At 65.5% G+C, this 11,896-nt stretch carries 13 protein-coding genes and 1 pseudogene; 13 read left to right on the top strand and 1 reads right to left on the bottom strand.

The genetic code is table 11. The features are described 5' to 3' along the window. From AC1DJT_RS26940 to AC1DJT_RS26895, 10 genes and pseudogenes are all read left to right on the top strand, one after another. Positions 1 to 797: pseudogene (locus AC1DJT_RS26940) on the top strand (nitrite/sulfite reductase); the annotation flags it as partial. Beyond that, positions 784 to 1,293, top strand: coding sequence for a DUF934 domain-containing protein (locus tag AC1DJT_RS26935; RefSeq protein WP_476835240.1), 510 nt, complete (start codon positions 784 to 786; stop codon positions 1,291 to 1,293). The pseudogene AC1DJT_RS26940 and the gene AC1DJT_RS26935, both read left to right, overlap by 14 nt. A 75-nt stretch (positions 1,294 to 1,368) precedes the next feature. After that, on the top strand, positions 1,369 to 1,536 hold the full coding sequence (locus tag AC1DJT_RS26930) for a hypothetical protein (protein WP_176733396.1): 168 nt from the start codon (positions 1,369 to 1,371) through the stop codon (positions 1,534 to 1,536). Next, positions 1,533 to 2,993: a siroheme synthase CysG gene (gene cysG / locus AC1DJT_RS26925; protein WP_441491694.1), complete on the top strand. Its 1,461-nt coding sequence runs from the start codon at positions 1,533 to 1,535 to the stop codon at positions 2,991 to 2,993. The genes AC1DJT_RS26930 and cysG overlap by 4 nt, the downstream gene beginning before the upstream one ends. Positions 2,994 to 3,244: 251 nt before the next feature. Continuing rightward, positions 3,245 to 4,279: a sulfate ABC transporter substrate-binding protein gene (locus AC1DJT_RS26920; protein ID WP_476835239.1), complete on the top strand. Its 1,035-nt coding sequence runs from the start codon at positions 3,245 to 3,247 to the stop codon at positions 4,277 to 4,279. Beyond that, positions 4,239 to 5,129: a sulfate ABC transporter permease subunit CysT gene (gene cysT / locus AC1DJT_RS26915; protein WP_476835238.1), complete on the top strand. Its 891-nt coding sequence runs from the start codon at positions 4,239 to 4,241 to the stop codon at positions 5,127 to 5,129. Before AC1DJT_RS26920 ends, cysT begins: the two co-directional genes overlap by 41 nt. Next, on the top strand, positions 5,122 to 5,997 hold the full coding sequence (gene cysW / locus AC1DJT_RS26910) for a sulfate ABC transporter permease subunit CysW (RefSeq protein WP_441507659.1): 876 nt from the start codon (positions 5,122 to 5,124) through the stop codon (positions 5,995 to 5,997). The genes cysT and cysW overlap by 8 nt, the downstream gene beginning before the upstream one ends. Positions 5,998 to 6,009: 12 nt before the next feature. Next, a complete protein-coding gene (locus AC1DJT_RS26905; protein WP_441491698.1) occupies positions 6,010 to 7,056 on the top strand; it encodes a sulfate/molybdate ABC transporter ATP-binding protein in 1,047 nt (348 codons plus the stop codon). Between the two features lie 70 nt (positions 7,057 to 7,126). Next, positions 7,127 to 7,564, top strand: coding sequence for an OsmC family protein (locus AC1DJT_RS26900; RefSeq protein ID WP_441491699.1), 438 nt, complete (start codon positions 7,127 to 7,129; stop codon positions 7,562 to 7,564). Then, positions 7,561 to 8,433: a sulfurtransferase gene (locus AC1DJT_RS26895; protein WP_441507658.1), complete on the top strand. Its 873-nt coding sequence runs from the start codon at positions 7,561 to 7,563 to the stop codon at positions 8,431 to 8,433. Before AC1DJT_RS26900 ends, AC1DJT_RS26895 begins: the two co-directional genes overlap by 4 nt. A gap of 76 nt (positions 8,434 to 8,509) precedes the next feature. Here the strand turns inward: AC1DJT_RS26895 and AC1DJT_RS26890 are convergent, their stop codons facing one another. Next, positions 8,510 to 9,100, bottom strand: a complete 591-nt coding sequence (locus AC1DJT_RS26890) for a class I SAM-dependent methyltransferase (protein WP_476835237.1) — start codon at positions 9,098 to 9,100, stop codon at positions 8,510 to 8,512. A gap of 341 nt (positions 9,101 to 9,441) precedes the next feature. Here AC1DJT_RS26890 and AC1DJT_RS26885 point away from each other — a divergent pair, with 341 nt between their 5' ends. The 3 genes from AC1DJT_RS26885 to AC1DJT_RS26875 form a co-directional block, all read left to right on the top strand. Next, complete coding sequence (locus AC1DJT_RS26885) at positions 9,442 to 10,122, top strand: response regulator transcription factor (protein WP_441491702.1); 681 nt, start codon at positions 9,442 to 9,444, stop codon at positions 10,120 to 10,122. Beyond that, the gene (locus AC1DJT_RS26880; protein ID WP_476835241.1) at positions 10,119 to 11,477 is read left to right on the top strand and encodes a sensor histidine kinase; all 1,359 of its coding nucleotides are present in this window, start codon (positions 10,119 to 10,121) and stop codon (positions 11,475 to 11,477) included. The genes AC1DJT_RS26885 and AC1DJT_RS26880 overlap by 4 nt, the downstream gene beginning before the upstream one ends. Before the next feature lie 108 nt (positions 11,478 to 11,585). After that, positions 11,586 to 11,896 (top strand): hypothetical protein (locus AC1DJT_RS26875; RefSeq protein WP_476835236.1); only part of this gene is annotated, 311 nt, incomplete at its 3' end.

Here is an 11,896-nt window from a genome sequence, read left to right as displayed (position 1 = left end):
CCTATTTCGCTCCGCCAACCTACGAGGCCCTGCCCGCCGTCAGCCGCGTGCTGGAAGCGACCAAGGCCACCAATCCGGCCTTCGCGCGCTGGGTGGAGGTCAACACAGCTCCGCACAAGGCCCCTGGCTATGCAGCGCTGACCATTTCGCTGAAGCCGATAGGCCAGGCGCCGGGCGACGCGACCTCTGAGCAGATGCGGCTCGTCGCCGACCTGGCCGAGCAGTATTCGCATGACGAACTGCGCGTCACCCATGCGCAGAACCTCGTCCTGCCGCATGTGCGCCAACGCGATCTCTTTGCGATCTGGCAGAAACTCGGCGAAGCGGGCCTGGCCTCCGCCAATGTCGGGATGATCACCGACATCATCTCCTGCCCCGGGCTCGATTATTGCGCGCTGGCGACAGCGCGCTCGATCCCGATCGCCCAGGCCATCCAGCATCGCTTCGCGGATGCCGAGCGTCAGCGCCAGATCGGAGAGCTGAACATCAAGATCTCCGGCTGCATCAATGCCTGCGGCCACCACCATGTCGGCCATATCGGCATTCTCGGCCTGGAGAAGYGCGGCATCGAATCCTACCAGATCACGCTCGGTGGCGACGCAACCGAGAACGCGGCCATCGGCGAGATTCTGGGCCCAGGCCTTGCCGCCGAGGACGTGCCCGATGCGATCGAACGCATCGTCAATGTCTATGTCGAGACGCGCCAGGCGAACGAGAGCTTTATCGATGCCGTCCGCCGGCTCGGCCTTGGACCTTTCAAAGCCGCTTTCCAGGAGACCGCCCATGCTGTTGCTTGATCGCTCCGGCACCAAGACGGATGTCTGGACGCGCAGCGAAGGGGCTGCCATCGACAACCTCTCGCATGCCCTCGTCGACTGGGAGGCTTTGCCGGACGCGCTGCGGCAGAAAGCCCGTGACCAGCGCATCGGCGTGAGCGTGCCCAATCATATCCGGATCGCCGAACTCAAGCTTGTCCTCCGGCAGCTCTCGCTGGTGAGCGTTGCCTTCCCGGCCTTCTCGGACGGGCGCGGCTTCAGCCTGGCCAAGCTCATTCGCAACMACGGCTTCACCGGAACCCTGCGCGCCAGCGGCCCCTTGATCGCCGACCAGTTCGCCTATGCGCTCTCATGCGGCTTCGACGAGATCGAACTGCCGGAGACCAGTGCAGCGCGCCAGCCGGTCGATCAATGGCTGAGCGCGGCCGGCCGGATCAGCCATGGCTATCAGCGCGGCTACGGCGACGGCCGCAACATTCTCGACCAGCGGCGCGCGGCCCGCGCTGCGGCAGGTTGATTCATGGCCAGGTTCTCGCAGAGCGAGGCAGGCTGCCAGCGCGCCCGCGAGGGTGAGGATTTGAGGGAGGACTGCATGGACGGCGACCTGTTGCGCGCGATTCCGCCTCGCCCCTATGAACGCTGGTTCGATATTTGCTTTCGGCTTATCATCCTTGCGCTTGCCGGATTCTGGTTGTTGATGCCGCCGGCTGGCGCACCGGATCGGCCGGTCGACCTGAAGGCGGCAGAAACCACGCGATGACGCAAAGAGCGCCCGAACCGACGACTGCGCGCCGCATCGAGCGGCTGGCAACGTTGCCGCTGTTCCACAAGCTGGACGGGCGCAAGGTCTTGCTGGCGGGCACGGGCGAAGGTGCGCTCTGGAAGGCCGAGCTGCTCGCGGCGTCTGGAGCCGATCTCCTCATTCTTGCGGGTGTGGAGACGGACCTGTTCGACAGTCTCGTCGCTGACCCGCCTGCTGCCGGGATCACCCTGTACAGCCGCCACTGGCAGCCGGGCGACTTCGATGGCGCGGCGCTGGCCATCGGCGAGATCGAAGAGGACGAGGAGGCACACGCCTTCGCGGCCGCCGCACGGCAGGCCGGCGTGCCGGTCAACGTCGTCGACAAGCCGGAATTCTGTGACTTCGCCTTTGGGTCGGTCGTGAATCGGTCCCCGCTGATCGTCGCGATCTCGACCGACGGCGCCTCGCCCGTTTTTGGCCAGACCATCCGTACCAAGATCGAAGCCCTGCTTCCCGCCGGTCTCAAGGACTGGGCGCAGGCCGCCAAGGAGTGGCGGCCTGCAGTTCAGGCCCGCGACCTGCCCTTCGCGCTGCGTCGTGCCTTCTGGGAGAAATTCACCCGCCGCGCCATGGCGGAACCGGAACGCGCGCCGCAATCCCACGACGAAGCGGAGCTCTTTACCGAACTCGACCGTCTCGAGAGCGGCCATCAGGGCATCGGCAGGGTCACGCTCGTCGGCGCTGGCCCCGGCGATCCGGAATTGCTGACCCTGAAGGCGATCCGCGCGCTGCAGAGCGCCGACATCATCCTCTATGACGACCTCGTCTCCGCGGGCGTGCTGGAATTCGCCCGCCGGGAGGCCAAACGCATGCTGGTCGGCAAGACCGGCTATGGTCCCTCCGTCAAGCAGGACGACATCAACACGCTGATCGTTTCGCTCGCGAGCCACGGCAAGCATGTCGTGCGGCTGAAGGGCGGCGATCCCGGCATTTTCGGCCGCGCCGGCGAGGAGATCGAAGCCTGCGCCCGGGCCGGTATTCCCGTCGTCATGGTGCCCGGCATCTCGGCGGCTCAGGGGGCGGCGGCATCACTCGGCCTCTCCCTGACCCACCGCGACCATGCCAGGCGGTTGCAGTTCGTGACCGGCCATGCCCGCACGGGGACGCTGCCCGAGGATCTCGACTGGCGAGCTCTTGCCGATCCTCATGCGACGACCGTGATCTATATGGCGCGGAACACCCTGGCCGCCTTCCGCGAGCAGGCGATTGCCGCTGGTCTCGCCCCCGAGACGCCGGCGATCGCAGTGGTCGCCGCGACGCAGCCCGGCGAAGCGCGTTTGCGCGCAACGATCGCCACCCTGCCGGAGCGGCTTGGCGAGCTGCCGCCCAAAGGGCCGCTGCTTGTGCTGATCGGACGCGCGCTCGAAGGTGTTGCAGCCGAGGCGCTCGATCTGCAGACTCTGCGCAGCGCCTGACCGGCCGATCGAATCGGCGGACGCCCGATATGCGGGTTTGTGTCCGGCCTCGCCTGAACGACGCGATTGCCGCATCTGCCTTGGAACGCCTTGAAAGGAGAGACGTTTTCTCCGGACGGGGCAAAGTTTGGAAGGGGCTACCTGCACCGGTAGGTTGAGGAAATACCGCCAATTCAGTACGCTTTGTTTGTTATTCAGAACGGTTGCCCGCTCATATGAGCTGACGGCATTGATTTCGACGGAGCACTGACATGACGCAAGAGCGCATTCGCCGGATAATCCAGGCAGCCCTGATCGTCGGCGCCTTTTCCATCTGCTTCGGTATCGTCAGCGGCGCTCGCGCCCAGAGCGAGTTGCTCAACGTCTCCTATGATCCGACCCGCGAACTCTACCGCGCCATCAACACCGCCTTCACCGCCGAGTGGCAGAAGAAGACGGGGCAGAAGCTGACGATCCGCCAGTCGCATGGTGGTTCGGGCGCCCAGGCCCGCACCGTGATCGACGGGCTCAATGCCGACGTGCTGACATTGGCGCTGGCGGGCGATATCGACGCCGTTGCCGAGCGCTCGAAGAAGATCCCGCTCGACTGGCAAAAGCGCTTGCCGCAGAACTCCTCTCCCTACACCTCGACGATCGTGTTCCTGACCCGCAAGGGCAACCCCAAGGCCGTCAAGGACTGGGGCGACCTCGCCAAGCCTGGCATCAGCGTCATCACCCCGAATCCCAAGACTTCGGGTGGCGCACGCTGGAACTATCTCGCGGCCTGGGCCTGGGCCGAGAAGGCCTATGGCAAGGACGAGGCGAAGGTGCGGGACTATATCGCCGCCGTGCTGAAGAACGTGCCGGTGCTCGACACGGGCGCGCGCGGCTCGACCACGACCTTCGCCCAGCGCGGCCAGGGTGACGTCTTCCTGTCATGGGAAAACGAGGCCTTCCTCGTGCTGCAGGAATTCGGCGCCGACAAGTTCGACATCGTCGTGCCCTCGCTTTCGATCCTGGCAGAGCCGCCGGTGACGATCGTCGACGGCAATGTCGATGCCAAGGGAACGCGTGCCGCAGCCCAGGYCTATCTCGAATTCCTCTATACGCCGGCTGCACAGGCCATCATCGCGAAGAACTTCTACCGGCCGCGCAATACGGAGGCCGCGGCAGCTGAGGACCTCGCGCGTTTCCCCAAGCTTGAGCTGATCACCATCGACACCGTTTTCGGTGGCTGGACCAAGGCACAGAAGGATCATTTCGCCGATGGCGGGACCTTCGATCAGCTTTACAAGCCGGCGCGGTGACCGCGTGGCGGTAACGGCCAGCTCCTGGCGGCAGCCTAGCATCCTTCCCGGTTTCGGGTTGTCGCTCGGCATCACGATCAGCGCCTTGTCGCTGATCGTGCTCATCCCGCTCGCGGCACTCTTCCTCAAGGCGGCAAGCGCTGGCCCCGCTGATATCTGGGCGATCATCACCTCGGCCCGCACCCAGGCTGCCTTGAAGCTGTCCTTTGGCGCTGCCCTGTTTTCCGCGATCCTCAACGCCATCTTCGGGCTGATCATCGCCTGGGTTCTGGTGCGCTACCGCTTCCCCGGCCGGCGGCTGCTCGATGCCGCGGTCGACCTGCCCTTCGCGCTGCCGACCGCTGTCGCAGGCATCGCCCTCGCCTCGATCTACGCGCCGAACGGCTGGATCGGTGCCCTGCTGGCTCCCTACAACATCAAGGTCGCCTATACCCCGCTCGGCGTCATGGTGGCGCTCGTCTTCRTCGGCCTGCCCTTCGTGGTGCGGACCGTGCAGCCAGTGCTGGAGGAAGCCGATGCGGATATCGAGGAGGCCGCCGCACTGCTTGGCGCCAGCCGGTTGCGCACCATTTTCAGGGTCATCCTTCCCGGTATCGTGCCAGCGTTGCTGACCGGCTTCGTCCTCGCCTTCGCCCGTGCCGTCGGCGAATACGGCTCGGTGATCTTCATCGCGGGCAACGTGCCGATGTTCTCCGAGATCGCCCCGCTCCTGATCGTGATCCGGCTGGAACAGTTCGACTATGCGGGGGCTTCCGTCGTCGCGACGATCATGTTGATCGTCTCCTTCGCGCTGATCCTGGCGATCAATGGAATCCAGTCCTGGAGCCGCGGGAGACTGGGTCATGTCTGACACGCCGCTGCCGGCCGCCATCTACAAGACCGACCGCGCGCTGCGCGACGGCTTCTGGATCCGCGCCCTGCTGTTGAGCCTGGCACTGGGCTTTCTGCTGCTGTTCCTCTTCCTGCCGCTGATCGCGGTCTTCATCGAAGCCTTTGCGAAGGGATATGGGCTCTTCCTGGAGAGCATTACGGAGCCGGATGCCCTGAGCGCCGTTCGCCTGACCCTGCTGGTCGCCGCCATCGCGGTGCCCTTCAATCTAGTCGTCGGCGTCGCCGCCGCCTGGGCCATCGCCAAGTTCGAGTTCCGGGGAAAGAGCCTGCTGATCAGCTTCATCGACCTGCCCTTCTCGGTCTCTCCGGTGATCTCGGGCCTGGTCTATGTTCTGCTCTTCGGCGCGCAGGGCTTTCTCGGGCCCTGGCTCAAGGCCCATGATATCGAGATCATCTTCGCGCTGCCCGGGCTGGTGCTGGCGACGATCTTCGTCACGTTCCCCTTCGTTGCGCGCGAGTTGATTCCGCACATGCAGGCGCTCGGCTCGAGCGACGAAGAGGCGGCCCTGACGCTGGGCGCCTCGCCCTGGCGCACCTTCCTCACCATCACGCTGCCGAATGTGAAGTGGAGCCTGTTCTATGGCGTGCTGCTCTGCAACGCACGCGCCATGGGCGAGTTCGGCGCCGTCACGGTCGTGTCCGGCCGGATCAGGGGGCTGACCACGACGATGCCGCTGCATGTCGAGATTCTCTACAATGAATACAACAGCGTCGCTGCCTTTGCCGTCGCCTCGTTGCTGGCCGGGCTTGCACTGGTGACGCTCGCCCTCAAGACCTATCTCGAATGGCACTTCGCGGATGCGATCTCCGCCAAGTCGCGCCATTGACGGAGGCTACCAATGTCCGTTGCCGTAACCATCGAGAGCGTCCAGAAGAGCTTCTCGAATTTTGCCGCCCTCCGCGGCGTTTCGCTCGACGTGCAGCCCGGCGAACTCGTCGCGCTGCTCGGCCCATCGGGCTCGGGCAAGACCACGCTGCTGCGGCTGATCGCAGGGCTCGAACAGGCCGATGATGGCCGCGTGCTGTTCGACGAAACCGATACGCGCCGACTCAGCCTGCGCGAGCGGCGGATCGGCTTTGTCTTCCAGCACTACGCGCTGTTCAGGCATATGGATGTCGCGTCCAACATTGCCTTCGGCCTCAAGGCCCGGCCGCGGAGCGAGAGGCCGAGCGCGAGCGAAATCTCCAGGCGCGTCAGCGAACTGCTCGAACTCGTCCAGCTCGGCGGGCTTGAGCGGCGCTTCCCGACGCAACTATCCGGTGGCCAGCGCCAGCGCGTCGCCCTTGCCCGCGCGCTCGCCATCGAGCCGCGCGTGCTGCTGCTCGACGAACCCTTTGGAGCGCTCGAYGCCAAGGTCCGCAAGGATTTGCGCGGCTGGCTGCGCGACCTTCACAGGCGCACCGGCCACACCACCCTCTTCGTCACCCATGACCAGGAAGAGGCCCTCGAGCTGGCCGACCGCGTCGCGATCCTGAACGACGGGCGGCTGGAGCAGGTCGGTTCGCCCGATGACGTCTATGACCATCCAGCGACGCCCTTCGTCTGCGAATTCCTGGGCGAGGCGAACAAGCTCCCTGTCGAGGTCGTCGGCGGGCAGGCCTTCTTCGGCAATCGGCCGGTCCTTGGCGGCCTGCAGCAGAACCAGGGCGGGGCCGCCTCGCTCTATGTCCGGCCGCAGCATATGCGCATCGTTGACGATACCCCGCTCGCCCTCCCCGGCGTGGTCGAGGATTTGCGCCGCAACGGGCCGCTGCGGCGCGCCGAGATTGCCGTTGAAGGCTTGATCCGGCGGATCGATGTCGATCTCGCAAGCCAGGTCGCACCGGCCATCGGCGAACGGGTGCGCTTGCGGATCACCCATGGCAGCCTGTTTGCCGCGGCGTGACACCACCCTCGCCTCATCGCCGCCGACCGTTTAAGTCTTTCGCCGAGTCAGGCTTTGAGAGGACACGACGATGAAAGCACGGGCAAGCTGGGTCGAGGGCATGGCCTTCATGGGTGAGGCCGGCAGCGGCCACGCCATCATCATGGATGGCGCTCCGGAATATGGCGGGCGCAATATCGGCATCCGGCCGATGGAGATGCTGCTGATCGGTCTCGCGGGCTGCACCGGCTTCGATGTCGTCTCGATCCTCAAGAAGGGCCGCGAAGCCGTCACGGGGTGCGAGGTCGAAGTCGAGGCCGAGCGCGCGACTGAAGACCCGAAGGTCTTCACCAAGATCCATCTCTCCTATCGCGTGACCGGCCGCGGGCTGGCGCAAGCCAAGGTCGAGCGCGCCGTCACATTGTCGAAGGAAAAATACTGCTCCGCCTCGATCATGCTCGGGGCGACGGCCGAGATGAGCTACGCGCTCGAAGTTGTCGATGAACTGCAGCAGGTGGCGGCGGAATGAGCGATACCTTCTCCGGACTGACCACGCCTGAGGCCCTGGCCCGGCGCCTGGCCGACAGCAACCTCGTCGTTCTCGACATCCGCTCATCGGTCGATGGTGGCGGAAAGGCGGCCTATGAGGCGGGACATATCCCAGGCGCCGTGCACACCAATTACGTCGCCGACGGCTGGCGCGCCAAGGTCGGCAATGCACCGGGCATGCTGCCGCCGCTCGATCATCTGGCCGGGCTGGTCGGCAGCCTCGGCATCAAGCCGCATGACGATGTCGTCATCGTACCGGCAGGCGTCAGCGCGACCGACTTCGCCGCAGCTGCGCGGGTCTACTGGACCTTGAAGCTGATCGGCCATGGCCAGCAGGCCATTCTCGATGGCGGATTCCGGGCGTGGAGCGCCGACCCGTCGCGACCGATCGAAGCCGGTCCATCCGCGCCAAAACCGGCCGAGCCTTATCCCGTCGTCGTGCAGCAGCGGCTGCGCAGCACTGCCGATGCCGCCCTCGTCGCCTCGAAGAGCAGGCTCGCGACCCTGGTCGACGCCCGTTCGGCGAGCTATTTCGAGGGCCGCGAGAAGGCTGCGGAAGCGACGCGCGCCGGGCATATTCCAGGCGCGATTTCGCGTGACTACGCAGAGGCCTTCGATCTCTCGACCGGTCGCCTGAAACCTGCAGGCGACCTGTCGGCCCTGTTTTCCAGCGTGCCGAACGGACCTGCGATTTCCTATTGCAACACCGGCCACACTGCAGCGCTGAACTGGTTCGTGCTTTCCGAACTTCTGGGGAACGACGAGGTGTCGCTCTATGACGGCTCGATGACCGACTGGACGCAGGATCTCGAACGCCCGGTTGCAACGAGGGATAGTCAGGCGGCCTGATGACGCAGAGCGGAGGCGCGCGTTAACGCKCGCCTCCGCTCGCGCCCTGCCTGAATCCAGCTGTCGTTCGACCTTTTCAGACCAGACTCGACCGCGAGGGGCGATGCCGGGCAATCCGGTAAACTGCCGCCGGCGGGATGTTGCGCAATGTCGAGCCKATCCGTGTTGCGCGAAGGCCGAGGCGATCCAGGATTGGCTTCGGGATGGGGCAGCGCGTCGTATAGGTGACCTGATAGAAGGCGCCGCCCGGCCGCAAATAGCCAAACGCGCCCCTGAGAATGGCGATGACCTTTCGTGGCGGCATCGAAAGCACGGGAAGGCCGCTGATCACGGCGCCAACCCCTCCTGCTTCGTAAAGAGCGACTTCGCGAAGGCGTGAAGCGTCCATCCAGCGCACACGGGCCTCGGGAAAGCGCATTTCGAGCAGCCGCGCAAAATCGGGCCCGAACTCGACGAGGGTCAGGTTGTGCTCGGGCACGCCTCGCCTGATGAGCGCCTGGGTAAATGCGCCGGTTCCAGGTCCAAGTTCAATGACAGGCCCGGTTTCCGGCGTGACCTCCTGTGTCATCAGATCCGCCAGGGCGGTGCCCGACGGCRTCACCGAAGCGACACGCAACGGCGCACCGATCCAGGCGCGGAAGAAAGACCAGTTGTCGGAGGCCAGCATGCCGGTCCTCCGTCCCAAGGCGTCTTCAGGCGCAACGCGGAGGCTTCGCCCGGCGCCGGGTAGCATTCTCGATGACATGTGCAGTCCATCCCAGTGGCGGCCACCGCAATGGTTGAGCGGGCCCGGAGCTTCCATGAGTGCACCGCTCTGTTTCGCGGCGCCGTCGGCATCGATGCCACGACGGGGTTGAGCCAGCCTGTCATGCGGAGGCGCAGGGGCGTGCCGGACTCGATGAGGCCGGAATGAGCTCTCGCCGGCGAGGTCGGGACCGAGCTTCCATGCAAGGTTGGCGCAATCCGCACTCGATAGGCGGTTACCCCCGAGGAGCGGGAGATTCCGCCTTGCGCATCTTGTTGGTCGAGGATGAGCCGGCAATGGCTTCAGCGCTGCGCACTGCGCTGACCCGTCAGGACATGGTCGTGGACCATCTGCCAACCAGAGCGGATGCAGAGGCAATGCTGAGCGAAAGCTGCGGCATCTATGATGCAGTGCTGCTTGACCGCCAGTTGCCCGATGGCGACGGCCTGGACCTGGTCCGAAGGCTGCGGGCAAAGGGCGACACGGTGCCGGTCCTCATGCTGACGGCGCGTGGGGACTTGAACGACCGGGTCGCGGGTCTTGACCATGGAGCCGATGACTATCTCGGCAAGCCTTTCGCCTTCGAGGAACTTCTGGCGCGCCTGCGCGCACTCCTGCGCCGGCCTGCCGGCATGCGCTCCGATACGGTGCGGATCGGTCGCCTTTCCTTCGATTTCGTGCACCGCGAGACCCGTGTGGCAGGCCAGATGCTCGCCATGCCGCGGCGCGAATTGCTGGTGCTGGAAGCCCTGATGCGCCGGATGGGGCGAATGGTCTTGCGAACCTTCCTGATGGAGGCCGTGTTCGGTCTGGATGACGAGATCCAGTCCAACGCGCTCGATACCCATGTCTCTCGCCTGCGCCGCAAGCTTGCGGAAGCTGATGCCGGCGCGACGATCGATGGGATTCGCGGAGTCGGTTACCTCATCCGCGAAACCGCCTGACGATGGATGGCGGGTATTCCCTCAAGCGCCGGCTGATCGGGCGGCTCATGGCGTTCCAGGCTGCCGCCATCATGCTGATCGTCGCTGGCTTGTTCGCCACAGGGGCGTTGTTCGACTTCTCATCGGTCGAGAGCACCATTGAGACCCTGCGAGGCGCGGTGGCGCGCGGGCCGACTGGCAAGCTGGTGCTGCGGCCAACGCGCCAATTGACCCGGATGCGGGCTTCTAATCCAAATCTCTGGTTCGTCATCCGGGACCGCACGGGCCACCGCGTGTCCGAAGGAGCCGTTCCTGCGGATTTCAGCCAGCTCGGCGACAGCCTCGACCATATCGGCCAGGCCCGGCTGGGCTGGAATATCGGCGATCCTCCCCGCGCCACGGCACGGGTCAGATGGGTGAACAGCGCAGCTGGCGAGGTCCAGGTCGTGACGGGCACCGAGACCCGGGCATCGCTCTATCTTGTGGCCCTGGGGATGAGCCTCGTGTTCCTCAAGGAGGTTCTGCCCGTTCTCGCCGTGATGGCGGTCGCGGCCCTGCTCGTCACTCCGCTGGTGGTCCGAGGAGCCTTGGCCGGATTGGGCCGGGCAGCGGCGCAGGCCGGGCGCATCGAGATCGACCGGCGGGGTGTTCGTTTGCCCCTCGATGACGTGCCGGTCGAGATCACGCCGCTAGTCACGGCGGTGAATGCCGCCCTTGGACGTCTCGACAGGGGCTACGAGCAACACAAGCGCTTCCTGGCGGCCGCCGCGCATGAACTGCGGACGCCCGTCGCCATTCTCAATACGAGGCTGGCATCCCTGCCGGCGGGCGAAGAGAAGACGCGCCTCCTCCAGGATGTTGCGCGGCTGGCGACCATGATGGAGCAGCTTCTTGACCTTGAGCGGCTCGATCAGCAGACGGACACGTTCACGCCCATGGACCTCAACGCGATTGCGAAGCGGGTCGTGGTCGACCTTGCGCCCCTGGCCTTCGCCGCCGGCTATCAGATGGAGTTCAAGCCCGAGGGAGATCCGGTCACGGTCATTGGAGATCCGCTATCGGTCGAGCGGGCCCTGACCAATCTGGTCCAGAACGCGATCGAGCATGGCGGCCGGACTGGAACGATTGCCGTCCGCGTCGGTCACTCCGCGATCATCGACATCCAGGACGACGGATGCGGCATTCCGCGCGAGCAACGCGAACGTGTCTTCGAGCCCTTTCAAAGGCTTCATGCGCAAAGCCGCGGCTCGGGCCTCGGTCTCAACCTTGTTCGCGAGATCATGCATCGTCACGGAGGCGAGGTGCTCGCGCTCGATTCAGCATCGGGCGGTGCCTGTCTCAGGATGGTCTTCCCCCAGCCAGGCCTGGCCGCCTGAGCACGCAGCTATTTCCAGAAGCCGTTGTCCTTCGCCCGTTCCCGCCACCTCCAGGGCTGGTACTCCGCATGGCCGTCATACGCCTCGCCTGAACTGTAGCGCCCGTCCGTGCAGGGGTCGGAGGGCGCGCGGCCTGCGTGCCAGCGTCGCAGTTCCGCCTCGCAATCGACCGGTCGGCCGAAGCTGAAGCGCCCATCCCTGCAGGGCGAATGGGGCGCTCCTTCGTCCTGGACCGGCCGCACGCGCGGCGCACTGGCGGGCAATGGCGGCGCCAAGCCGGCCTTTGGATGCGCCTGTGCCGAAGCGGCGGCACCTGAAAGCGCCAGCATGGTCGCGACGCCCCTGGCGATGCTGGTGCAGGCCCTGTTCATCGTGATCTCCATCCGCGACGACGCAACGGCTGCCTCGCCCGCCGGCAT

This window comes from Allobosea sp. 05T422_2, assembly GCF_056396265.1.
This window is presented reverse-complemented; position numbering and strand designations above follow the sequence as displayed.